Origin of the sequence: Sphingomonas sp. LM7 (genome assembly GCF_002002925.1) — a bacterium.
Classification (GTDB): domain Bacteria; phylum Pseudomonadota; class Alphaproteobacteria; order Sphingomonadales; family Sphingomonadaceae; genus Sphingomonas.
Window position 1 is genome coordinate 2,622,738 of the sequence record NZ_CP019511.1, and the last position, 22,971, is coordinate 2,645,708.

The following is a 22,971-nucleotide window of genomic DNA, read 5'->3' on the forward strand; positions in this document are numbered from 1 at the left end:
ACCGGCTTCTGAAACAGGAGTTCGGTGATGGCGGGAGAGACGGGCATTTTCGTGGGCGCCGCTGGCAGCGAGCGGCAGGAGCTGGTCCTGCGCCGCGCCAATCGCCACGGGCTGATCGCCGGCGCGACCGGCACCGGCAAGACCGTCACGCTGCAGGTGCTGGCCGAGGGCTTTTCCGCCGCGGGCGTGCCGGTATTCGTCTCCGACGTGAAGGGCGATCTGTCCGGCCTCGGCATGGCCGGCTCGCCGACCGCGAAGACGCACGACATCTTCGCGAAGCGCGCGCAGGAGATCGGCGACACCGCGTGGCGCTATGGCGAATTGCCGGTGCAGCTCTGGGACCTGTTCGGCGAGCAGGGCCACCCGATCCGCGCCACGGTTTCGGAGATGGGCCCGCTGCTCCTCGCCAGGCTGCTCGACCTCAACGACACGCAGGAAGGCGTTCTCAATGTCGCGTTCCACGTCGCCGACGAGGAAGGGCTGCTGCTGCTCGATCTCGACGACCTCCAGGCGATGCTCGCCCATTGCGCCGAGCGCGCGAGCGAGCTCTCGACCAAGTTCGGCAACATCACCAGGGCCAGCGTCGGCACGATCCAGCGCCAGCTGCTCCAGCTGCGCACCCAGGGCGCCGAGCATTTCTTCGGCGAGCCGGCGCTCGAGATCAGCGAGTTCCTCCGCACCGATGATCGCGGCCGCGGCGTGGTCAACATCCTCGCCGCCGACAAGCTGATGGCGAGCCCGCGGCTCTATGGCAGCTTCCTGCTGTGGATGCTCTCCGAGCTGTTCGAGACGCTCCCCGAAATCGGCGATCCCGACAAGCCGGTGCTCGTCTTCTTCTTCGACGAAGCGCATCTGCTGTTCGACGATGCGCCCAAGGCCCTGCTCGACAAGATCGAGCAGGTCGTCCGGCTGATCCGCTCCAAGGGCGTCGGCGTCTACTTCGTCACGCAGAACCCGATCGACATCCCCGAAGATGTCGCCGGCCAGCTCGGCAACCGCGTCCAGCACGCACTCCGCGCCTTCACGCCAAAGGATGCCAAGGCGGTGCGGTCCGCCGCCGAGACCTTCCGCGCCAATCCCGACGTCGATGTCGCGACGGCGATCACCGAACTCAAGGTCGGCGAGGCGTTGGTGTCGGTGCTCCAGGAAGACGGATCGCCCTCGCCGGTCGAGCGCGCGCTGATCCGCGCACCTGGCACCCGGGTGGGTCCGCTGACCCCGGGCGAACGCGCCGTGCTGATCACCACCGATGCGGTCGGCGACAAATATGACATCGCGATCGATCGCGAATCCGCCGAAGAAATGCTCGCCGCCAAGGCCGACGAAGCCGTCGCCGCCGCCGCCGAAGCCCAGGCCGAGACTGCAGCCGACAAGGCGGCCGCCGCGCAGGCCAAGGAGCATGCCCGCATCGCCAAGGAAGCCGAGCGCACCCGCCTCGCCACCCAGCGCGCGCAGGCGACCGCCACGTCGCCCTGGGCCAAGGTGGCGACGTCGGCCGCCCGCTCCGCCTCGTCGTCGCTCGGCCGTCAGGTCGCCAACGAAGTCGGCCGCGAGATCTTCGGCGGCCGGGGGCGCCGCTCGACCAGCCTCGGCGCGCAGCTGGTGCGCGGCGTGCTGGGCGGGCTGTTCAGAGGCTGACAAGCGCGCCATAGTCTCTCCTGTTACCTTGATCCGGATTTGGGGGAGATCAGCACTTGGCGACCGACGCCGCGGCCCGCGCGCCGCTCGAACTCACGCTTCGCGGCGTCTTGCTGGGGGCGGCGATCACGCTGCTGTTCACAGCGGCGAACGTCTATGCCGGGCTCAAGGTCGGGCTGACCTTCGCCACGTCGATCCCCGCCGCGGTCGTATCGATGGCGATCCTGCGCTTCTTCCGCGGCAGCTCGATCCTCGAGAACAACATCGTCCAGACGATCGCCAGCGCCGCGGGCACGCTGGCGGCGATCGTCTTCGTGCTGCCGGGGCTGATCATGGTCGGCTGGTGGTCGGGCTTCCCCTATTGGACCACCGTCGCGGTGTGCGTCACCGGCGGCGTGCTCGGCGTGATGTTCTCGGTGCCGCTCCGCCGCGCGCTGGTGACCGGCTCTACCCTTCCCTATCCCGAGGGCGTCGCCGCCGCCGAGGTGCTCAAGGTCGGCTCGAACAGCCGCGCAGGCGACATGGAAAACGCCCATGGGCTGCGCGTGCTGATGCTCGGTTCGCTCTTCTCCGGCGGCTTCGCCCTGCTCGCCAAGATGAAGCTGGTCGCCGAGGAAGCGGGCAAGAACTTCGCGATCGGCGGCACCGCCTCGGGCTTCTCGACCAGCTGGTCGATGCTGCTGATCGGCGTCGGTCATCTCGTCGGCATCTCGGTCGGCGCGGCGATGTTCTTCGGTATGATCATCTCATGGACCGTGCTCGTTCCGTATTTCGCGTCCACCGGCGACGTCTCCGCCGGCATCGACGCACTGGTCGGCGGCACCTTCCGCGGGCAGGTCCGCTTCATCGGCGCGGGCACGATCGGCGTCGCGGCGATCTGGTCGCTGCTCAAGATCATCGGACCGATCATCGCGGGCCTGCGCTCGGCACTGGCGGCATCGCGCGCGCGCGCCGGCGGCGAGGCACTGGCACTCACCGAGCGCGACTTGCCGATCGGCGTGGTCGGCCTGGTCACGGTCCTGACCTTGGTGCCGATCGCCTGGCTGCTGTGGAGCTTCTCGGCCGGTGGGCCAGTGCATGATTATCCGCTGGCAGTGATCGGCGGCTCGCTGCTCTACATCCTCGTCGTCGGCGTACTGATCGCGGCGGTGTGCGGCTATATGGCCGGTCTGATCGGCGCGTCGAACTCGCCGGTCTCGGGCGTCGGCATCCTCGCGGTGCTCGGCGCGTCGCTGCTGCTCGTGCTGATCTTCGGGCACGAGGCCGATCCGACGCGCACCAACGCGCTGATCGCCTATGCGCTGTTCACCACCGCGATCATCTTCTCGATCGCGACGATCTCGAACGACAACCTCCAGGACCTCAAGACCGGCCAGCTCGTCGGCGCGACGCCATGGAAGCAGCAGGTCGCGCTGATCATGGGCGTGGTGTTCGGCAGCCTGGCGATCCCGCTGGTGCTCGACTTGCTCAAGGACACATTGGGCTTTGTCGGCATGCCCGGCGCCGGACCCAATGCGCTGTCCGCGCCACAGGCCGCACTGATCTCGTCGATCGCCAAGGGCGTGCTCGGCGGCGACATCGACTGGGGCCTGATCGGGCTCGGCGCCGCGATCGGCGTCGGCGTGATCGTCATCGACGAACTGCTCGGCCGCGCGGGCAAGATGCGCCTGCCCCCGCTCGCGGTGGGCATGGGCATCTATCTGCCGATGGCGCTCACCTTGCTGATCCCGGTCGGCGCAGTGATCGGCCATCTCTACAATCGCTGGGCGAAGCGCAGCGTCAACCCCGAGTTTGCCGAGCGGATGGGCGTGCTCGCCGCCACCGGGCTGATCGTCGGCGAGAGCCTGTTCGGCGTCGCCTTTGCCGGCGTACTCGCCTGGGCCAACCGCAATTCGCCGATCCCGCCCAACGATGCGCCGCTCGCGATCATGGGCGAGAGCTTCGAGACCGTGGCGCTATGGGTCGCACCGTTGCTGTTTTTCGGGCTGGTCGCGCTGATCTACGCGCTCACCCGGAAAATGGTGCGCAGCGTACCCCCGGTCGGCGAACCCCCGGTCGATCAGGACATCGCGACCTATCGGTGAGCCGATGCGACGGATCGAGAAGCTGCCACCCGCCTTCAGCCGTTACCGGAAGGTGGGCGGCGCCTTCACCTTCGCCGCGTTCGATGGAGCCCGCGAGGGCGATGTCGACGCCATCGAAGCGATCCGCGTGTTGCTTGACGGCAATCTGAATAGCGGGACGCTCCGCGCGATCGGGGCATGCCAGATCACCGAGGCCGAGTTCCTCGGCGAGCATTGCGCGGCCGAAAGCCGGAAGATGGTGAAACGCGGCACATGGGAAACTGCCGACGGCCGCAGGCTCGTGGATCCGCCGCTCGCGACGCTGGATGGCGTCGCGATCCGCTCGGGCGGGTACGGCTTTCCCGACCCGGGCGCGGGTGGCCAGTTCGCCCGCGCCTTCGCCTCCCCGCCCTATAGTCTCGACGCGCGCCCAAGCGAGATCCAGTCGTTGTTCGACGACATCCTGGATTTCCTCCTGCCGCCTGGCGCGCCGCACCGGATTCTGGATTGGACCAGCCCGAGGCTTGGCGAGGTTTCGCCGTGGTTCAACGCCGGCATGGAATGGTGGGGCGCATTCCTCTTCACCATCCACCAGCCCGGCCGCGGCCGGCTGATCGCACTCGCAGCCTCGACTACCGACTGATCACCCCATCTGCTCCAGCAGCGCCGTGATCGGCACGAAGGCGAACGCCACCGAGCTGTCGGCCACGCCATAGGGGATGAACAGCTTGTCGCCATGGCGGATCGCGCCGCAGGTATAGACGACGTTGGGCACATAGCCCTCGCGATCCTGGTCCGCCGCGGCGAGCAGCGGCTCCTTCGAGCGCGCCAGCACCTTGGTCGGGTCGTTCTTGTCGAGCAGCGCCGCACCGATCGAATATTTGCGCATCGCGCCGACGCCATGGGTCAGCACCAGCCAGCCGTCATCGACTTCGATCGGCGGGCCGCAATTGCCCATCTGGACGAGCTCCCAAGGATATTGCGGCTTGATCAGCAGCTCGCCGCCTTCCCAATGGGTGATGTCGTCGGACGTGTGGAGAAAGATGTTCTCGCCGTCCTGCCGGCCGAGCATCATGTACTTGCCGTCGATCTTGCGCGGGAACAGCGCCATGCCCTTGTTACGCGACGCGCCGCCGGTCATCGGCACCAGGTCGATCGCGCGCCAGTCGCGCGTCCGCATCAGCTCGGACTGGATCACCGATCCGTTATAGGCGGTGTAGGTGCCGATCCATTCCTCGCTGCCGTCGTCATGCGTGAAATGGCAGATCCGCAGATCCTCGAGCCCGTTCGACTGCGCTTTGGTGATCGGGAAGATCACCGTGCCCGACAGCGTCGAATCGCGATGGCGATAGACCGTCACCGGCCCCTCGGGCATCTTGTCCTCGTCCTCCTCGCGCGCATCGGCGGCAGTGGCGAAGGGAGGCTCGGGTGCGAGCGACAGCTCGTTCTTGTCGGTGATGATGCCTTCGCGGAACGACACCGAGGAGATATGCCCCTCGCCCACTGCCCGCAGCGACATCAGGATGCGCATGCTGCCCTTGGGCATGCCGGTCTGGTCGTAATGCGGCACCGCGCTGGGGTTCATCAGCGCGGCGGCGGCATAGCTGTATTCGTGGCAGAAATAGGCGCCGAGCAGCTGGCGCTTCTCGTCGCCGATCGCGCTGCCGTCCAGCTTGAGCATTTCCTCGATCTCGTCGTAGCGCGTCATGAACACGCGGCGCGTCTGCCAATGGCGCGCCTCGAAATCCTTGAGGACGATCTCCAGCTGGGCGCTCGCCTCGCCCGGCGACATCGCCAGCACTTCGCCGACGATGCGCTCGGACCGGCTCGGTCCCGAGCCGTTATGCGCCCAGGCGATGTGGAACGGACGCACCACCACGCGGGAGGGATCTGCGCGAAGCCGCAGCGTGTGATTGAACAATTCCTGCATGCGTTCCCCGTACCGTCCCGAGAGCCGGCGCGAAGGGTTCACGCGACGGCGGTGCGCGGGGTGCTTGCCACGTTTTCGGCGGGCTTTGAAAGTACGGAAATGGCGCAATTCGCCAATTGGAGTGCCAGAATCGACTCGGCGCCCTGATTCCGGTTCAAACCGGTTGGCATCAGCCCGTCGAAACAGCCGCCGTCCTGCGCCGTCGCCAGCGGCAGTTCGAGGTCGTTGGCACCCAGATACCAGCGATAGGCGCGCATCGCTTCTTCGTACCAGCGCTTGTCCGACGTCACTTCATAGGCGGCGACGCACGCATCGACGGTCGCCTGTGCCTCCAGCGGCTGCTGGTCGAACTGCAGCGGCTCGGCATAGGGCCGGCCGAAGCTTTCGCTGCCGACGGCGCGGAAACGCCCCTCGGGCGAGGTCTGGCGCCCGACGATCCAGTCGAGCGTCTCCAGCCCGACTTCGATGAAGTCCTGCCGGCCGAGCACCTTGCCCGCGCGCAGCAGCGCCTCGGGAAGCCGGGCATTGTCATAGGCGAGGACGATTTCGAACCATTGCCATTCCGGCCGGCGCGCTTCGTTGAGCAGCACGATCAGCTCTTCGCCGAAGCGCGTCAGGATCGTGCGCGACAGCGCGTGGCCCGGATGCGCCTCGATCATCGCCGCGGCGCCCAGCATCGCAAAGGCGTGGCTGCGCGGTGCTTCGAGCTCGAGCGCGATCGACGCGGTGTCGTCGAACAATACCGACGCCCAGTCGCGGTGCTTCTGCGCCCGCGCGTCGCGCGCGGTGACGCCCAGCGCCCAGATCGCGCGGCCGTTCGAATCCTCCGAACCGACATCCTCGCACCAGGTGCGATCGAAATTCATGAAGTTGCGGAACCGGCGCTGATCGGGATTCCACGCATATTGGACGAAGCCGCCGAAGATCGTCGTCCACTTGTCGCGCAGCGTCTCGTCGATGCCGTCGATCTTGGACATCAGGATCAGCGCGCGGGCATTGTCGTCGATGCAATAGCCATGGCGGCGATCGGGAACCGAATAGATCGAATGCTGGAGCATGCCGGTCGAATCGCTCATCCGCTCGACTGCGGCGAGGTTCGGCTTGAGCGACGCGAGCTCGGCAGGCGCCTTGCCGAAGCGGCGCGGCGCGGTGGCGATGATCGCGTTGAGCTCGCCCAGCGCGTTCTCCGCGAGGCGCGGCCAGATCATCGTGCGACCGCGGGCATAGGCGCGCTGCGACAGTGCCACGCGCTCCTGCGTGTCGGTCAGCAGCCGGTCGATCTCGCGCGCGAAGCCGGCGCTGTCGCCGAAATCGACCAGCACGCCGTGATCGTCGGCCAGGATTTCGGTGGCGTGGACATAGGGCGTCGAGATCACCGGCTTGCCGACGCCGACGGCGTAGGACAGCGTCCCCGAAGTGATCTGGGCCGGGTTGCTGTACGGCGTGACGTAGAGGTCGGCCGCCTGCAGATAATCGATCAGCTCGTCATGCTCGACGAACGCGTCGATGAACTGGACATGCTCGGCGACGCCCTTCTCGGCGGCCAGCGCCTTCAGCCGGTCGCGATAGACTTCGCCTTCGTGCGCGACGAGATTGGGATGCGTCGCGCCCAGCACGACATACAGTGCCTGCGGATGGTTCGCGACGACCTGCGGCAGCGCGGAGATCAGCGTCTCGATGCCCTTGTTCGGCGCAAGCAGGCCAAAGGTCAGCACGACTTCGCGGCCTTGCCAGCCGAATGCCGCCTTCATGCTGTCCGGATCGGCGAATGCGCGCTCGGGAACGCCGTGCGGGATCATCACGATGCTCTTGTCGTCGGCGCCGTGGACGCGCTTCAGGATGTCGCGGCCCTTCTCGGCCATCACGATGATGCGCGACGAACGGCGCAGCAATGCTTCCATCACGCGGCGCTCGTCGGCGCTCGGCCGCTCCAGCACGGTGTGCAGCGTGGTGATGACGGGGATCGACAAGCGATCGAGCAGCGCGATCAGGAATTCGCCGGCCGGGCCGCCATAGATGCCATATTCGTGCTGGACCCACAGCGCCTGCGCGCCGCTGGCTTCGATCGCACGGGCGGTATCGAGATAGGCGGCGCGATCGTTCTGCGGGATCGCGGCGGTTACCGCGGCGGGATAGTCGTACCGGCCCGGATGATCGTCCATCGCATACACGTCGACGCGAAGATCCGGATAGCGCTGGCGGAGCGCGTTATAGGTATCGGTCGTATAGGTCGCGATACCGCATTTACGCGGGAGGAAGTTGCCGATGAGCGCGAGATGATTGATCCCCGAGGCAAGCATGAACGGCGCCATTCCTTTTCCTTCGCAGTGCAACCTAAACCAAGCTCAACACGCCCGATACCTGTCTCCCAACTCTCGCAAAGCAATATGGTTTCATTCTTGTTGCAATGCAACATGATTGAATCCGACGAACCGAGTTATAAATCTGGCGTTCAGCCTCGGCCGCGGTATCCGGGCACGTCCTGTCCCGGAATCCAGACACCCGCGGGGGGCTCGCCGGACTGCCAGAACACGTCGATCGGGATGCCGCCGCGCGGATACCAATAGCCGCCGATTCGCAGCCATATCGGCTTCATTTCCGCGAACAGCCGCTCGCCGATGCCGACGGTGCAATCCTCATGGAACGCGCCGTGGTTGCGGAAGGCGCCGAGGAACAGCTTGAGCGACTTCGATTCGACGATCGTCTCGCCGGGGACATAGTCGATCACCAGATGCGCGAAATCGGGCTGGCCGGTGATCGGGCAGAGCGACGTGAATTCGGGCGCGGCGAACCGGATCATGTAGCGGCTGTCGGGGCGCGGATTGGGGACATAGTCGAGCTCCGCTTCTTCCGGCATTGCGGGAAGGACGGAGGTCTGTCCGAGATGCTTGGCTTCCATCGCCGCCATTTAGGGTCGCCTGGCAGCACCGGCAACGGGCCAAGGCGTTTGCGGAGCGCTTTGCATCCTTCTAGGACCGCAACGATGGACGCACTCGTAACGACCGAATTTCTGGCACGCGCACTGGGCTCGGACGGCCTGGTGGTGCTCGACGCCACCTACACTTCCACCCTCCCCGGCTCCGCAAAACAGGAGCCGAGGGCCGACTACGCCGCGGGGCATGTCCCCGGCGCGCTGCTGCTCGATCTCGACACGCTGGTGGATGCTGCGGATCCGCTGCCGTCGATGCTGCCGCCGCGCGACCTGTTCGAGGCGCGGATGGCGGCGCTGGGCATAACCGCGGACAGCCGCGTCATCCTCTACGACGACAGCCCGCACCACACGTCGTGCCGCGCCTGGTGGGTGCTCGGCCGGTTCGGGGTCGAAGCGTCGCTGCTCGACGGCGGGATCGCCAAATGGAAGGCCGAAGGCCGGCCCATCGAGCAGGATACGCACGCCCCCGCCCCCACCCGCTTCGAAGCCGGCATGCCGCGCACCCAGGTGCGCAGCCTCGCCGAGATGCAGGCGACCGACGAGCAGATCGTCGATGCCCGCTCGGCCGCCCGCTTCACCGGCGCCGAACCCGATCCGCGCACCGAATGCGCGCCCGGCCACATCCCGGGTTCGACCAACATCCCCTATGGCCGCTTCTTCGAGAGCGACGGGACCTGGAAGCAGCCCGACGCGCTCCGCGCCGAATTCGAAGCGGTGGGGATCGACCTGGACAAGCCGCTGGTCGCCACCTGCGGATCGGGCATCACTGCATCGGTGATCGCCTTCGCCGCGCATCTGCTCGGCCGCGACGTGCCGGTCTATGACGGCAGCTGGTCGCAATGGGGCGCCTCGCCCGCAACCCCCAAGGCACTGGGCCCGGCATGAGCGACGAAAAGGACGCGACCAAGGTTGTCCAGGCCGGCCGCCGGCCCGAATGGACCCAGGGCATCGTCAATCCGCCGGTGTGGCGCGCCTCGACGATCCTCTATGATTCGGTCGCCGAGCTGCGCGCGCGCGGCGCCGCCGACACGCATCACAAGCTGTTCTACGGCCGCCGCGGCACGCCGACCCAATGGTCGCTCGCCGACGCGCTGACCGCGCTGGAACCGGGCGCCGAGGGCACCCTGCTCTACCCCTCGGGCGTCGCCGCGGTGGTCAGCGCCTTGCTCGCCGTGCTCGAACCCGGCGACGAGCTGCTGATGCCCGACAGCGCCTATGATCCGACGCGCAGCTTCGCCAACGGGCTGCTCAAGCGGATCGGCGTCACCACGATCTTCTACGATCCGCTGATCGGCGCGGACATCGCCGGGCTGTGCACCGATCGCACCCGGGCGATCCTTCTCGAAAGCCCGGGCAGCCTCACCTTCGAAGTCCAGGATATTCCCGCGATCGTCGCCGTCGCCAAGGCGCGCGGCATCACCACCCTGCTCGACAATACCTGGGCGACGCCGCTGCTGTTGCCCGCGATTCCCCTCGGCATCGACTATTCGATCCTCGCCTGCACCAAGTACATCGTCGGCCATTCGGACGTGATGCTCGGCTCGGTGACCGCCGCCGAGGGGCAGTATGAGCGGCTGCGCGCCATGACCTACCAGCTCGGCCAGAATGCCAGCCCGGACGACGCCTGGCTCGGTGCGCGGGGCCTGCGCACGATGGCGGTGCGCCTCGACCAGCATGGCCGCTCGGCGCTCAGGATCGCGCAATGGCTCAAGACCCGACCCGAAGTCGCGCGGGTGCTGCACCCGGCGCTACCCGATTGCCCCGGCCACGACATCTTCGTCCGTGATTTCCGCGGCGCTTCGGGCTTGTTCTCGTTCGTGCTGAACGGCGGATCGGAACAGGGGCGCGCGGCGCTGATCGATGGTCTGGCGCATTTCGGCATCGGCTATAGCTGGGGCGGGTTCGAGAGCCTGGCGATCCCGGTCGATCCGCAGCGCTATCGCACCGCGACTCCCTGGCAGGCCGAGGGGCCGGTGGTCCGGCTCCAGATCGGGCTCGAAGATGCCGACGATCTGATCGCCGACCTCGACGCCGGGCTCGCCCGCTTCACGGCGGCGCGCGGCTGATGGAGCGGCTCGGCGCCTGGCTGGCGGGACATAACCTGCCGGGTGCCGCCGAGCTTTCCGAAGCGGCGATCGCCGGCGGACTGGCCGCACTGGCGCTCGTCCTGGGCTGGCTCGCCGGCCGCCACCTCGGCACGCGGATCGCCGCCGCCTGGGCCGAGCATTTCAGCGGCAACCCGGCGACCTTCCACCTGCGGGTCTGCGCGGTCATCCGCTGGACGAGCGCGGCGATCCTGCTCGCCATCCTCGCGGCGAGCTGGCCATGGATGGCACTCGGCGCGCTGGTGACCGGTCTCGCCGAAGGATTCGCCGTGGCGATGCTGGCGTCCACCGTGCTGCGCGCGCTCAACCTGCCGCGCTGGGCCGCCTGGGCGCTCGCCGCGCTCGCCTTCACCATCGTGCTCAGCCATGCGATCGGCGGCTTCGCGGTGGTCGAGACCACGCTCGACCGCGTCGGCATCCAGATCGGCCAGCGCCGCCTGTCGCTGCTCTCGGCGCTGACCATCGGCATCACCGTGCTGCTGCTGTTTGCGGGCGTCCGGCTGGCGAACCGCGTCCTCGCGCATTCGATCGCCAGCGCCCGCGGGTTCGATCCGACGCAAAAGCTGCTCGTCCAGAAGCTGGCGGCGATCGCCGTGGTCGTGCTCGCCTTCTTCATCGGCGTTGACCTGCTCGAGATCGACTTGACTGCCTTTGCGGTGTTCTCGGGCGCGTTCGGCCTGGCGGTCGGCTTCGGGCTGCAAAAGACGATCGGCAATCTGATCGCCGGGATCATCCTGCTGATGGACCGGTCGATCAAGCCGGGCGACGTGATCGTGGTGGGCGACAGCTTCGGCTGGGTGAACAAGATCGGCGTGCGCGCCGTCTCGGTGATCACCCGCGACGGCAAGGAGCATCTGATCCCCAACGAAAACCTGATGACCCAGGAAGTGGAGAACTGGTCGTACACCGACCGCAACGTCCGCGTCCGCATCCCGGTGACCGTCGCCTATGACTGCGATTTGAAGCTCGCTCAGGCGCTGATGCTGCGCGCCGCCGAGGAAAGCCCGCGCGTACTCAACAATCCCAGGACCAATGTCTGGCTGATGGCGTTCGGCGAAAAGGGCGTCGATCATGAGATCCTTGCCTGGATCAGCGATCCCGAGAGCGGCGTCGGCAATGTCCGCAGCGACGTGCTCAACCGGCTGTGGCTGCTGTTCAAGGAACACGACATCCTGATCCCCTATCCGGTGCGCGAGGTCCGGGTGCGCGAATGGCCCGGGCGCAGCGAGGCGTAGCTTCCGCCCCTCCCTGCAAGGGAGGGACGGGGGTGGGTTTGGCCGCAGGCGAGGCTCGATGCCTCGGCGGCGGCTGTTTTGCCGGGCCGGTCGAGAATCTTTTCTGAGCGCGCAGATCCGCACCCACCCCAAGCCCCCCTGCAAGCAAGGAAGGAGCGATTGCGATTGCGATTGCGACTTCCCCCTCCCCCTCGCCGCGGTTCGCCCCTATCTTGAGCGCGTGAGTTCGCAGCCGATTACCGCTCGTATCGCCGATGGCGTCGCCTCGATCCCTTCGGCCGAGTGGGACGCCTGCGCAGGCACCGCCAATCCGTTCGTCGGCAATGCCTTTCTGTCGATCCTCGAACGCTCGGGTTCGGCGACCGCGCGCGCCGGCTGGCAACCGCTGCCGATCGTGATCGACGGCGCCGACGGGCGCGTAGCGGGAATCGCCCCGGCCTATGTAAAGGCGCACAGCCAGGGCGAATATGTCTTCGACCATGGCTGGGCCGATGCCTGGGAACATGCTGGCGGAAGCTATTATCCCAAACTGCAGGTCGCAGTGCCGTTCACCCCCGTGCCCGGACCGCGCCTGCTGGTCCGCGACGACAGCCTCGCCCCCGCGCTGATCGCCGCGATCGAGGCAGTGACCGACCAGAATGGCCTTTCCTCCGCGCACGCCACCTTTGTCGACGACGCGCAGCTGCCCTGGTTCGAGGCGGCGGGCTGGCTGATCCGCGCAGGCACGCAGTTCCACTGGCAGAACCACGGCTATGCCGGGTTCGACGCGTTCCTCGCCGCGCTGTCCAGCCGCAAGCGCAAGGCGATCCGCAAGGAGCGCGCGGCGGCGCTGGACGGGCTGACCGTCCGGCACCTGACCGGCGCCGAGATCGGCGAGGCGCATTGGGACGCGTTCTGGCAATTCTATCAGGACACCGGCTCGCGCAAATGGGGACAGCCCTATCTGACGCGCGGCTTCTTCACGCTGCTGGGCCGGGAAATGGCCGACAAGGTGCTGCTGATCCTCGCCGAGCGCGACGGCGTGCCGATCGCCGGCGCGCTCAACCTGATCGGCGAGGACGCGCTGTACGGGCGCTATTGGGGTGCGGTCGAGGAGGTGCCGTTCCTCCATTTCGAGCTCTGCTATTATCAGGCGATCGATGCTGCGATCGCGCGCGGGCTGGCGCGGGTCGAGGCAGGCGCGCAGGGCGAACACAAGCTGGCACGCGGCTATGCCCCGGTGACGACCTGGTCGGCGCACTACATCCCCGACCCCGGCTTCCGCCGCGCCGTGGCCGACTTCCTCCACCGCGAGCGCGAGGCAGTGGCGCGCGAGCAGGAATGGCTGGGCGAGATGATGCCGTTCAAGCGCGAGGGCTAAATCTCCCCTCCCTGCAAGGGAGGGGTCGGGGGGGGGTGCGGGCGCAGCGAGCTGTTTCCCGCGGCAGCGGCGGTAACAAACTCGCGGGAACCATCTTTGCGCCCTCCGCGCCTCCGCGCGAAACTGCCTGCTCTTGGCGTCTTCGCGCCTTCGCGTGAACCTGATTACGGCAAAGGCGAAGGCGACGCCTCCGGTTCGGGCAGGTTGCTGTTGAACTGGCGCCCGTCGCTGAGGATCAGGTCGCGCTCCCATTTCGGCAGCGGCAGCTCGCCCGGGCGGATCACCGGCGCGGGCACATTGTGATCGACGCGATACAGCCCGCTGTTGCTGTGATCGTCGACATAGACCGGCACCAGCCCCTGGAGGAACTTCGCGGGGAATTCGGGCGGGCGGATCAGCCAGACATAGTCGAATGCATCGCGCGGGAAGCGCGTCAGTGCCCAGGGCACCGGCCGCCACCATTCGCGCGGGCACTGCGTGTCGGTGACGATCTGCGACGGATCATGCGCGAAGCGCTTCGCCGCGGCATAGCGCACGGTGAGCAGCTGCGCCCCGGGCATCGACCATTGATCGTTGGTGTAGGCGAGCCGGCGCTCCAGCGCGAGGGCGGGGACGTGCTGGAGGCGCGTCATCTTCCACTCGTTGTAGCAGGTCTCGCCGACGAAGCTGACCAGCCGCGCGCCTTCGGGAAGATGCTCGAGCGCCTTCAATTCGCGGTCATAGGATTTGTCGTAGAGATAGAAGCTCCACGTCGTCGCCGCCATTCGCGCGCCGAAGAACGCCATGCCGAGCGCCGCGACCACCGTCGCGCCGCGCATCGACAGCCCGGGCTTGGGCCGGATCGCGAGGATCCCGATCGCGATCAGGAACGGCACCAGCCGCATATCGGCATAGGCAGAGCCGAACACGATCCGCGGCAGCAGCACATATACCGCCGCGAGGAACAGGAACGACAGGCCCAGATTGCGCGAATACTGCAGATTCGGGTCGCGGATCGCCTTGAACAGCAGCAGGAACAGCACGCCGACCGAGGCGATGTCGAACAGCTGCCAGCGGTCGCGGAACACCTGGGTGATCCACAGCATCTTGGCGCGCCAGTTGAACCAGTCCGCAGTCTGCCCCGTGACATGGCCGCCGCTGCGCCATGCCAGCATCAGGATCACCGGCGGCGCCAGCACCAGGCACTGGATGCCCGCGTGGAACCAGGGCAGCAGCCAAGCCTGGACGAACCCCTGCCCGCGCCGCAGATCGTGCTGGCGGATCAGCTCGGCCGAGAAGGCGAGCACGCCGAGCACGCCCCAGCCGAACGTATGGGTGATCCAGATCAGCACCGAGATCGGCAGGAACACCAGGCTGCGGAACTGGAACTTGCCCAGCCGCGCGAGCCGCAGCCACCAGCCGAAGCCGAGCAGCGCCAGCCCCATCGACAGCGCGAAATTGACGAAGCCGAAATGGAACGGGAAGGCATAGGCCAGCGGCAGCGCGAACAGCGCCGTGGCCGGGATGCGGCCATGCACTTCGCGCGCGATCATCAGCAGCCCGGCAACGGTGGTCGCGGGGATCGCGATGACGATCAGCTTGACCGCCAACTCGAGCCCGAAGAGTTTGGACAGCGGGATGACCAGCAGGTCGACCCCGAGATTGCCCATCAGGCTCCAGTTGAAGTTGTACCATTCGTGGAGGTGCGGGAACTGCTCATAGACCAGCTGGACCCGGTAGCGGCCCATATGGCCCGGCAAGTCGACCAGCGGCGGAATCTCGGGCCACAGCAACGGCACGATCGCGAGGAACGTGGCCAACGCCACGAACCATCGTGTCTGCCACCAATGCAGCCTTTCGCCCCTGTCCATCGCGCCGCTTTAGTGCGTAGCGCGAGCCTCAGACAAGCGGCGGTTGTCGATTCGGTAGAGGATATCGGTCTCATTGCGCCACAGCGCCTGCATTCCGGCCGTCAGGCGCGGATCATGGGCCGGCGGATTGATCAGCCAGACATAGTCGAAGCGGTCGCGCGGCAGCCCCGCCAGCGCGTCGTTCATGGTCATGAAGTCCGACGGTATCGGACAGGGTTCGAGCAGGACCAGCTGCGAGGGATCGGTGGCATATTTGCCCAGACCCGGCGCGATCACGGTGATCGGCGTGCTGCCGGCGAGGAGCCATTGATCGTTGGAAAAGGCCGAGCGGCGCACGAGTGCCAGCGCCGACAGGTGGCTCTCGCGCGGGTGCGCCCAGGTATCGATGCATCTCGAACCGACAAAGGTCACCAGCCGCGCCCCGCGAGGAATATGGTCGAGCGCCTGCAAATGCCGGTTCCACTCGCGATCGACCATCCAGAAGCCGATGGTGGTGCCCGCGGTTCGCGCCGCGAAGAAGGCGAGCCCGATCAGCGCCAGCGTCGCCCGCTCGCGCGCGGGGAACGCCTCGCCCGTCCGGAAGGTCAGCAGGGCGAGGATCAGCATGAACGGCGCGATCCGCATGTCGGCGAAGGCCGAGCCGAACAGAATGAACGGCAACAGGGCGAACGCCGCGAGCAACAGCAGCGCGGCCGCTGCGATGGGCGGGGCGTGCTCGACTCGCCGATCGCGCACCGCCCGGTAGAGGATGATCGCGATCAGCGCGACCGAGGCGATGTCGAAGGGGGCCCAGCGATCGCGCAGCGCCATCGCGAGGAAACCGAGCTTGAGCCGGACCTCGAAGAAACGCCCGGTGGCGCCGGCGCCTTCGCCGGATCGCCAGACGAGCAGCAGCACCATCGGCAGCGCGAGCGGCAGGCAGGCGACGCCCGCGGCGACGGGAGTGGCCGGCCAGCTGCGCCCCTGCCGGCGCGCGCGCGCCAGCTCGGCGCCGAATGCCAGGATGCCCAGCACCCCCCAGCCGACGACATGCGCCAGCCAGATCAGTGCGGAAAGTGGCACGAACAATGCGGCGCGAAGCCAGATCCGGTTCTGCCGGCCCAGCCGCAGCCAAAAGGCGAAGGCATTGAGCGCAAGCGCCATCGACAGCGCGTGATTCACGAAGCCGAACAGGAAGGAGTAATTGAACACCAGCGGCAACGCAAACAGCACCCATGGCTGGATCCGGCCGTGCGCCTCGCGCGAGATCCACATTATGCCGCTGGCGGTAAGCCCGGCGATCGCGAGGATGACCAGCTTGACCGCGATCTCGAGCCCGAGCAGCGGCGCGAGCCCCGCGACGAGCAGATCGACGCCTAGATTGCCGGCAATGCCCCAGTGGAATTCATACCATTGGGACAAGGTCGCCGCGTCGGTGCCCAGCATCACGCGATAGCGGCCCATATGGCCGGGCAGATCGGTGAGCGGCGGGATCGCGGGAACCAGCAGCGGAACCATCGACAGCAGAATTGCCGCGACCACGAAGGTGCGCGTCTCCCACCAAGCGGTTTCGGCACGGTTCAAAGCCGGGGCTCCCCGTTCACGCGTTCGACGGCGAACACGACCGGTGCCTCGCCCGGGGGAGAAATCTGGCGCAGCCAGGCCGGCGGGGTGCCGCGACGCAGCGCGCCGCTCAGCCGCGCCGCTTCGGCAGCCTGCGCACCGAGCATGTCGAAGTCGCCGGGACAGAGCGCGACATAATCGATCTTCCATTCGCGCGCGAGCATGGGGGCATTTGCGACCGGGCCGAGGAAGAAGCGCAACATCGCCTGGTTGCCGGCATCGCCGCGATGATAGGGTGCGGCGATGACGCGGTGCGGCGTCGCACCGAGGGCAAACGCGCCCATGTCGATCGGCGCCATCAGCGTACCGGGCGGCAACGCGGCGAGGCGCCCGAGCGCCGCAGGCCCGGTGCAGTCGGCGCCGGATGGCGCGGCGGGCCCTCGCGGTGCGAGCGCGGCGCCAGCGATCGGATAGAGCAGCCCTGCGGAAACCAGCCACGCGGGAATGAGCGCAAGCACGCCCCTGGTGCGCGCCGCGACGATCAGCGCCGCGAGCGCCGGTGGGGCGAGCAAGGCGCCGGCATAGGCGCCTCGCAGCTGGACCAGCGTCAGCCCCAGCGCGGTCAGCTGGAGCGCAAGCAGCGCCAACCAGCGAGAATCGCGGGTGCGGCGCCAGACCCAGGCGCCGGCGGCGAGCCCGGCGAGCATCAGCCCGGCATAGCCGATCGCATGGCTGAGCGGCGCGCCGACCAGCGGCTGCGCCTCGGCGACGTTGGCGAGCCACAGCTCGGCCAGCAGCGGATCGACCTGGCCATAGGGCTGCAGGCAGCCGGGCGAGAGCGCCAGCGCGCCTGACGCGGCGGCAACGCCAACGATCGCCGTAGCGATCGATCGCACGCGAACCGAAGGTGCCGCGAAGCCCAGTATCGCCAGCGCCAGCGGTGCCAGCGCGGCGAACTGGGCTGCGCGCCACAATTCGGCGGTAAAGCCGTCGCAGCCCGGCCAGCCCCAGCCGCTGGTGCGCAACGCGACCGACGCGGCGGCAAGCGCGAGGACCAGCCCCACGGCATATCCGGCAAGGCGTCCCTGCCCCTCACGCCCGTCGATCGCCCAGCGGATCACGACCACCGCCCCCCCGACGGCGAGCAGCGGCGCAGTCTCAATACCGATAGCGAGCGAGGCGGCGGTGGCGACGCCACCAGCGGCACCCGCGGCGAGCGAGCGCCCCCCTATCGCGACACGCGCGGTAACGAGCAGCAACACCATCTGCAGCCCGTGATGATCGATCCGCCCAGGCACGAACAAGGTGGTCGCGGGATAGGCGAGCGCCGCGACCAGCGCCGCGAGCGGTGCGGATACGCCGAGCGCACGGGCGATCCCGGCGACGAGCGCAAGCGCCGCAGCGAACAGCGATGCCGGCCAGAGGATCACTGCCGCCAGTTCGGCGGCATGCGCGCCGAGCAACGGCGAGAGGATGTAGATCAGCCCGGCCGGCACGAGGTCGGGAAGCCGCGACCAGTGCATCTCCAGGCCGGGCACTGCCCCCAGCCGATGCTGCGCGAGGTCGCCGAAGTCCTGCCCGCTAAGCCAGTCGCGAATCTGCTGGAGGCGCACGACATCGTCGGTGTCAGGCAACCGCAGCGTCGAGAGATTGGCCCAGCCCTGCACGCTCCAGGCGAGCGTCAGCAGCCCCGCGAGGAGCAGAGCGACGCCAAGGTCGCCCCAATACCGGTCCTGCACCTTTTCGGGCATAAGACCGGCCTAGCCTTGCATGGTTAAGGCGGCGTTAGCCGTCGCGCCGGCCGAGCAGTCGCAAGCGCAGCGCGTTGAGCTTGATGAAGCCCGCGGCGTCGCGCTGGTCGTACGCGCCCTGATCGTCCTCGAAGGTCACGACCTTCTCGCTGTACAGGCTGTGCGGCGACTTGCGACCGGTGACGATGACATTGCCCTTGTAGAGCTTGAGCCGGACGGTGCCGGTCACCTTTTCCTGGCTGTGGTCGATCGCGGCCTGAAGCATCTCGCGCTCGGGCGCGAACCAGAAGCCGTTGTAGATCAGCTCGGCATAACGCGGCATCAGCTCGTCCTTGAGATGCGCGGCGCCGCGGTCGAGGGTGATCTGCTCGATCCCGCGATGGGCGAGATGATAGATGGTGCCGCCCGGCGTCTCGTACATGCCGCGCGACTTCATGCCCACGAAGCGGTTCTCGACCAGATCGAGCCGGCCGATGCCGTGCTTGCGGCCAAGCTCGTTGAGCGCGGTCAGCAGCGTCGCGGGCGACATCGCCTCGCCATTGAGCGCGATGCCGTCGCCGCGCTCGAAATCCACCGTGATCGTCTCGGGCGCGTCGGGTGCGTCCTCGGGATTGACCGTGCGCGAATAGACGTAATCGGGAACCTCGTCCCACGGATCCTCGAGCACCTTGCCCTCGGACGAAGTGTGGAGAAGGTTCGCGTCGGTCGAGAACGGTGCCTCGCCGCGCTTGTCCTTGGCGACAGGGATCTGGTGCTGCTCGGCGAACTCGATCAGCCGCGTGCGGCTGGTCAGATCCCATTCGCGCCACGGCGCGATGACCTTGATATCGGGATTGAGCGCGTAATAGCCCAGCTCGAAGCGGACCTGGTCATTGCCTTTGCCGGTGGCGCCGTGGCTGACCGCGTCGGCATTGACCATCTTGGCGATCTCGATCTGGCGCTTGGCGATCAGCGGCCGCGCGATCGACGTGCCGAGCAGATAGAGCCCTTCGTACATCGCATTGGCGCGCATCATCGGGAACACGAAGTCACGCACGAACTCCTCGCGGACATCCTCGATGAAGATATGCTCGGGCTTGACCCCGGCCATCTCGGCCTTGCGCCGCGCGGGTTCCAATTCCTCGCCCTGGCCGAGATCGGCAGTGAAGGTCACCACCTCGCACTGATATTCCTGCTGGAGCCACTTCAGGATCACGCTCGTGTCCAGCCCGCCCGAATAAGCGAGAACGACGCGGTTGATCTTGTCGGACATGGGGCAGGCGACTCCGGAATATGTGCGGGAAAACCGGGGGCGCTCTAGGGTCCCTGCTCTCGCGGCGCAACTATGGTATGCCGAGTCGGCGGAGGAGCGCGATGGCCGAGCTGAAAACCAAGGCGACCCAGATCAGCGTCGATGACTTCATCGAGGCGGTTCCCGATCCGGTCCGCCGCGCCGACGCGAAGACGGTCGCCGCGCTGATGGCGCGGGTGAGCGGCGAGGTCCCGGCGATGTGGGGGCCGACGATCATCGGCTTCGGCAGCTATCACTATCGCTACGACAGCGGCCACGAAGGCGAGATGTGCCGGCTGGGGTTCAGCCCGCGCAAAGCCGAGCTGGTGCTCTATGTGCTCAACGGCTCGCCCGAGCAGGACGCACAGCTGGCGCGGCTCGGCAAGCACAAGACCGGCAAGTCGTGCCTCTACATCAAGACGCTCGCCGATGTGGACATCGGCGTCCTCGAGGAACTGCTCCGCGACCAGCTTGCATCGATGGACACCCGCTATTCACGCTGACGTCCGTGCTCCTGCTTACGAAAAGGTTTAAGCAAACAACCGCGCCGGCGCATCGGCTTCGCGCAATGCCGCCTCCGCCTCGACCATATAATCCCGCGTGATCGGCAGCGCCGTCCGCGAACGCGATAGCTGGAGCTGGTAATTGACCAGCCCGCCATGGACGAACGCGACGTACGAGCCGGCCAGATAGAAGGTCCACATCCGGAAGAAGCGCTCGTCATAAAGTGCGACGATCTCGTCCTTCGCGGCAACGGTGCGATCGTACCAGGCCTTGAGTGTATAGGCGAAGTGGAGCCGTAGCACCTCCACGTCGGTCGGAAACATGCGCAGCCCCTCATAGCCCTGTGCGATCTCCGACAGCGCCGGGATATAGCCGCCGGGAAAGATGTATTTGAGCGTGAACGCGTCGGTCACCCCCGGCGCGCCGGCGCGGCCGATCGTGTGGAGCAGCATCACGCCTTCGGGCGTCAGCAGCTCGCGAACTTTCCGAAAGAAGGTGCGGTATTGCGGTGTGCCGACATGCTCGAACATGCCGACCGAGACGATGCGATCGAACTGCCCGGTGACCTGCCGATAATCGATCAGCTCGAAGCGGACCTTGCCATGGACGCCGCGTTCGGCGGCGCGTTCGCGCGCGATCTTGAGCTGCTCCTCCGAAAGCGTGACACCCACCACTTCGGCACCGGTCTTCTCGTGGATGTAGAGCGCCATCCCGCCCCAGCCACAGCCGATGTCGAGCACGCGCATCCCCGGCTGAATCGCCAATTTGGCGACGATGTGCGCCTTCTTGTCGAGCTGCGCCTGCTCCAGCACGTCGCCCGGATCAGTATAATAAGCGCAGCTATATTGCCGGTCGGCATCGAGGAAGAGATCGTACAGCCGCCGCGACAGATCATAATGATGCGCGACGTTGCGCTTCGCTTTCTGGGCCATGTTGTAGCGGCCGATCCGGTGCGCCACGCCATTGAGGAAGCGGCGGAACGGCGTCGGATCCAGCGCGGCAGTCGCGTCTTCCCAGCGATTGTTGCCGGTCATCAGCATCAGCAGGTCGAGGATGTCGCCCTGCTCGATCGTCAGCCGGCCGTTCATATAGGCTTCCGCTGCGCCCAGGCTGGGATCGCGCAGGATCGCCGCGGCGGCGCCCGCGCCGAAGCGGATCGTCACCGGCCGCAGCTGCGAATCCGGTGCGCCGAAGCTGCGGCGCGTGCCGTCCGCATGGATCACGGTGAGTTCGCCGCGCTCCACCGCGCGCGCGAAAAAGCGATCGATCAACGCCATCAGACCGTCCTACGCAAACAGCCCCACCCGCCTCTTAACTAGGAACGTAACGACGTTCTGCAATCGGGAAAATATGTCCGGTTAAATTCCGGCGTACCATTCATAGGCGTTGGAATCTTCCCAATAGCCGCCCTTGCCCGACCCGATCGCGGCAAGGCTCGCCACCGCTTCGACTCGCATGACATATTTGGCGTGCTTGTAGCCAAGCTGGCGCTCGACGCGGAGGCGGACCGGCGCGCCATGGCCGACCGACAGATATGCGTCGTTCATCGCCCATGCGAGAATGGTCTGTGGGTGGAAGGCATCGACCAGGTCGATCGACTCGTAATAGGGCTGGCTGCCGAAGCGATCGGCGCAGTGGAAGACGATGTAGCGCGCGGTGTCGCGGATGCCGGCGAGCTGCAGGATAGTCTCGAGCCGCGGCCCCTGCCATTTGCCGACCGCGCTCCATCCCTCGACGCAATCGTGCCGGGTGATCTGTGCGCGCTGCGGCAGCGCCTGGATCTGCGCGAGGCTGAGATCGAGCGGCCGCGCGACCAGCCCGTCGACGCGCAGCCGCCAGTCGGCGAAGCGGTTGGCCGCGAGCGCATTATATTCCGGCGTGTTCGGGTTGGCGGTGCCGTTGACCCGGAAGATCGGGCTGCGCTGCTCGGCGCGGAATTCACGCGCGAGCGCGGCGCGGCCGGTGATCGAACGCTGGAGGAAGCGGTGCGCATCCTCGGCGCTGAGCAAGGCGGGGTTGTCGGTGAGCGAATCGCAGCCAGCAAGGAGTATCGCGCCAGTGCCGACGATCAGGGTGCGGCGGGTGATCACGCGTCGTCCTCCGGCACGCGCCACCGGCCGGTGATCATTGCGCGCACTTCGTTGAGCGGCCCGGCGAGGATCACCAGCGCCAGGTGGACGACAAGGAAGACCGTCATGCCCGCCATCGCAATGAAATGGACCGAGCGCGCCGACTGGCGCCCGCCGAACAGGTCGGCGAGCCACGGCCACATCCCCGGCGAGATCGCGAGCCCCGAGACGATCAGCAGCGGAATCAGCCCCAAGACGACGCCGGCATAGCTGAGCTTCTGGAAGATATTGTACGCGCGCGGATCCTCGGCATCGTGGAAGCGCAGCGCGAGATGTGCCTTTAAGTCGGACAACAGCGCACGCGGCGCCAGCTCGCCGCGGCGAATGCGCAGGTCGCGCTGGAAATGCCGGTTCAGCAGCCCGACGATCATGTACGCCAGCAGCCCGAAACCGAGCACCAGCGCGAAGAACAGATGCCAGTGGCGCGCGCCGGCCAGGCTGTAATGGCTCGGGATCGTCGCCCAGCCGGGAAAGCGCGGCAGCTCGAGCCAGGCCGGATCGAAATTGGCGCCGTAATGCCCCCAATAGAGCCGCGGATGTGCGTTGAATATCATCAGCCCGCTGGGAATCAGCACCAGGATCGCAAGCGCGTTGACCCAGTGCCAGAGGCGGGTGAACAGCCGGTGCCGATAGACCGTGCGGGGCTTTGGCGGAGCATCCAT

General features: G+C 67.1%; 18 protein-coding genes. 8 read left to right on the top strand and 10 right to left on the bottom strand.

Features of this window, described 5'->3' with window-relative positions; all coding sequences use genetic code 11:
• Window positions 1-27 precede the first annotated feature (27 nt).
• The 3 genes from BXU08_RS11920 to BXU08_RS11930 are packed head-to-tail and all read left to right on the top strand — an operon-like array spanning window position 28 to window position 4,344.
• Window positions 28-1,638, top strand: coding sequence for a helicase HerA-like domain-containing protein (locus BXU08_RS11920; RefSeq protein WP_077510256.1), 1,611 nt, complete (start codon window positions 28-30; stop codon window positions 1,636-1,638).
• A gap of 56 nt (window positions 1,639-1,694) precedes the next feature.
• Window positions 1,695-3,722 carry an OPT family oligopeptide transporter gene (locus BXU08_RS11925; RefSeq protein WP_077510257.1) on the top strand — a complete coding sequence of 676 codons (2,028 nt, stop codon included), beginning with the start codon at window positions 1,695-1,697 and terminating at the stop codon, window positions 3,720-3,722.
• Between the two features lie 4 nt (window positions 3,723-3,726).
• Window positions 3,727-4,344: a hypothetical protein gene (locus tag BXU08_RS11930; protein WP_077510258.1), complete on the top strand. Its 618-nt coding sequence runs from the start codon at window positions 3,727-3,729 to the stop codon at window positions 4,342-4,344.
• Here BXU08_RS11930 and BXU08_RS11935 read toward each other — a convergent pair whose 3' ends face one another.
• From BXU08_RS11935 to queF, 3 genes are all read right to left on the bottom strand, one after another.
• Window positions 4,345-5,631: a glycoside hydrolase family 130 protein gene (locus BXU08_RS11935; protein WP_077510259.1), complete on the bottom strand. Its 1,287-nt coding sequence runs from the start codon at window positions 5,629-5,631 to the stop codon at window positions 4,345-4,347.
• Window positions 5,632-5,669: 38 nt separating this feature from the next.
• Window positions 5,670-7,943 (bottom strand): glycosyltransferase family 4 protein, encoded by a 2,274-nt coding sequence (locus BXU08_RS11940; RefSeq protein ID WP_077510260.1) that lies wholly within the window; start codon window positions 7,941-7,943, stop codon window positions 5,670-5,672.
• Window positions 7,944-8,083: 140 nt separating this feature from the next.
• On the bottom strand, window positions 8,084-8,539 hold the full coding sequence (queF, locus tag BXU08_RS11945) for a preQ(1) synthase (RefSeq protein WP_077510261.1): 456 nt from the start codon (window positions 8,537-8,539) through the stop codon (window positions 8,084-8,086).
• 75 nt (window positions 8,540-8,614) lie between these two features.
• Between queF and BXU08_RS11950 the strand changes: the two genes are divergently transcribed.
• The 4 genes from BXU08_RS11950 to BXU08_RS11965 all read left to right on the top strand — a co-directional run bounded on the left by BXU08_RS11950 (window position 8,615) and on the right by BXU08_RS11965 (window position 13,263).
• Window positions 8,615-9,448 carry a sulfurtransferase gene (locus tag BXU08_RS11950; protein ID WP_077510262.1) on the top strand — a complete coding sequence of 278 codons (834 nt, stop codon included), beginning with the start codon at window positions 8,615-8,617 and terminating at the stop codon, window positions 9,446-9,448.
• Window positions 9,445-10,629, top strand: a complete 1,185-nt coding sequence (gene metC, locus BXU08_RS11955) for a cystathionine beta-lyase (protein ID WP_077510263.1) — start codon at window positions 9,445-9,447, stop codon at window positions 10,627-10,629. The genes BXU08_RS11950 and metC overlap by 4 nt, the downstream gene beginning before the upstream one ends.
• Window positions 10,629-11,903 (top strand): mechanosensitive ion channel family protein, encoded by a 1,275-nt coding sequence (locus tag BXU08_RS11960; RefSeq protein ID WP_077510264.1) that lies wholly within the window; start codon window positions 10,629-10,631, stop codon window positions 11,901-11,903. The genes metC and BXU08_RS11960 overlap by 1 nt, the downstream gene beginning before the upstream one ends.
• Window positions 11,904-12,123: 220 nt before the next feature.
• The gene (locus tag BXU08_RS11965; RefSeq protein WP_077510265.1) at window positions 12,124-13,263 is read left to right on the top strand and encodes a GNAT family N-acetyltransferase; all 1,140 of its coding nucleotides are present in this window, start codon (window positions 12,124-12,126) and stop codon (window positions 13,261-13,263) included.
• A 164-nt stretch (window positions 13,264-13,427) separates the two neighbouring features.
• Here BXU08_RS11965 and BXU08_RS11970 read toward each other — a convergent pair whose 3' ends face one another.
• From BXU08_RS11970 to BXU08_RS11985, 4 genes are read right to left on the bottom strand one after another with little or no spacing between them, the layout of a single operon-like run.
• Window positions 13,428-15,113, bottom strand: a complete 1,686-nt coding sequence (locus BXU08_RS11970) for a hypothetical protein (RefSeq protein ID WP_253190356.1) — start codon at window positions 15,111-15,113, stop codon at window positions 13,428-13,430.
• Window positions 15,114-15,122: 9 nt separating this feature from the next.
• Window positions 15,123-16,676: a hypothetical protein gene (locus BXU08_RS11975; RefSeq protein WP_077510266.1), complete on the bottom strand. Its 1,554-nt coding sequence runs from the start codon at window positions 16,674-16,676 to the stop codon at window positions 15,123-15,125.
• A complete protein-coding gene (locus BXU08_RS11980) occupies window positions 16,673-18,406 on the bottom strand; it encodes a hypothetical protein (RefSeq protein ID WP_077510267.1) in 1,734 nt (577 codons plus the stop codon). The genes BXU08_RS11975 and BXU08_RS11980 overlap by 4 nt, the downstream gene beginning before the upstream one ends.
• Before the next feature lie 34 nt (window positions 18,407-18,440).
• Window positions 18,441-19,658 (bottom strand): argininosuccinate synthase, encoded by a 1,218-nt coding sequence (locus BXU08_RS11985; RefSeq protein WP_077510268.1) that lies wholly within the window; start codon window positions 19,656-19,658, stop codon window positions 18,441-18,443.
• A 101-nt stretch (window positions 19,659-19,759) separates the two neighbouring features.
• Here BXU08_RS11985 and BXU08_RS11990 point away from each other — a divergent pair, with 101 nt between their 5' ends.
• Window positions 19,760-20,179, top strand: coding sequence for a DUF1801 domain-containing protein (locus BXU08_RS11990; protein ID WP_077510269.1), 420 nt, complete (start codon window positions 19,760-19,762; stop codon window positions 20,177-20,179).
• A gap of 27 nt (window positions 20,180-20,206) precedes the next feature.
• On the opposite strand, the gene BXU08_RS11995 is transcribed toward BXU08_RS11990, so the two are convergent.
• The 3 genes from BXU08_RS11995 to BXU08_RS12005 all read right to left on the bottom strand — a co-directional run bounded on the left by BXU08_RS11995 (window position 20,207) and on the right by BXU08_RS12005 (window position 22,971).
• Window positions 20,207-21,457 carry a cyclopropane-fatty-acyl-phospholipid synthase family protein gene (locus BXU08_RS11995; protein ID WP_077510270.1) on the bottom strand — a complete coding sequence of 417 codons (1,251 nt, stop codon included), beginning with the start codon at window positions 21,455-21,457 and terminating at the stop codon, window positions 20,207-20,209.
• An 81-nt stretch (window positions 21,458-21,538) separates the two neighbouring features.
• Entirely contained in the window at window positions 21,539-22,270 is a 732-nt protein-coding gene (locus BXU08_RS12000) for a molybdopterin-dependent oxidoreductase (protein ID WP_077510271.1), read from the bottom strand.
• Entirely contained in the window at window positions 22,267-22,971 is a 705-nt protein-coding gene (locus BXU08_RS12005) for a cytochrome b/b6 domain-containing protein (protein ID WP_077510272.1), read from the bottom strand. Before BXU08_RS12005 ends, BXU08_RS12000 begins: the two co-directional genes overlap by 4 nt.

What these genes read in the sequence shown, in the direction of transcription:
- BXU08_RS11990 (WP_077510269.1), top strand. Translation starts at nt 19,760, where the DNA reads ATGGCCGAGCTGAAAACCAAGGCGACCCAGATCAGCGTCGATGACTTC.
- BXU08_RS11920 (WP_077510256.1), top strand. Translation starts at nt 28, where the DNA reads ATGGCGGGAGAGACGGGCATTTTCGTGGGCGCCGCTGGCAGCGAGCGG.
- queF (WP_077510261.1), bottom strand. Translation starts at nt 8,539, where the DNA reads ATGGCGGCGATGGAAGCCAAGCATCTCGGACAGACCTCCGTCCTTCCC.
- metC (WP_077510263.1), top strand. Translation starts at nt 9,445, where the DNA reads ATGAGCGACGAAAAGGACGCGACCAAGGTTGTCCAGGCCGGCCGCCGG.
- BXU08_RS11995 (WP_077510270.1), bottom strand. Translation starts at nt 21,457, where the DNA reads ATGGCGTTGATCGATCGCTTTTTCGCGCGCGCGGTGGAGCGCGGCGAA.
- BXU08_RS11970 (WP_253190356.1), bottom strand. Translation starts at nt 15,113, where the DNA reads ATGGACAGGGGCGAAAGGCTGCATTGGTGGCAGACACGATGGTTCGTG.
- BXU08_RS11960 (WP_077510264.1), top strand. Translation starts at nt 10,629, where the DNA reads ATGGAGCGGCTCGGCGCCTGGCTGGCGGGACATAACCTGCCGGGTGCC.
- BXU08_RS11930 (WP_077510258.1), top strand. Translation starts at nt 3,727, where the DNA reads ATGCGACGGATCGAGAAGCTGCCACCCGCCTTCAGCCGTTACCGGAAG.
- BXU08_RS12005 (WP_077510272.1), bottom strand. Translation starts at nt 22,971, where the DNA reads ATGGATGCTCCGCCAAAGCCCCGCACGGTCTATCGGCACCGGCTGTTC.
- BXU08_RS11935 (WP_077510259.1), bottom strand. Translation starts at nt 5,631, where the DNA reads ATGCAGGAATTGTTCAATCACACGCTGCGGCTTCGCGCAGATCCCTCC.
- BXU08_RS11985 (WP_077510268.1), bottom strand. Translation starts at nt 19,658, where the DNA reads ATGTCCGACAAGATCAACCGCGTCGTTCTCGCTTATTCGGGCGGGCTG.
- BXU08_RS11940 (WP_077510260.1), bottom strand. Translation starts at nt 7,943, where the DNA reads ATGGCGCCGTTCATGCTTGCCTCGGGGATCAATCATCTCGCGCTCATC.
- BXU08_RS11980 (WP_077510267.1), bottom strand. Translation starts at nt 18,406, where the DNA reads ATGCCCGAAAAGGTGCAGGACCGGTATTGGGGCGACCTTGGCGTCGCT.
- BXU08_RS11950 (WP_077510262.1), top strand. Translation starts at nt 8,615, where the DNA reads ATGGACGCACTCGTAACGACCGAATTTCTGGCACGCGCACTGGGCTCG.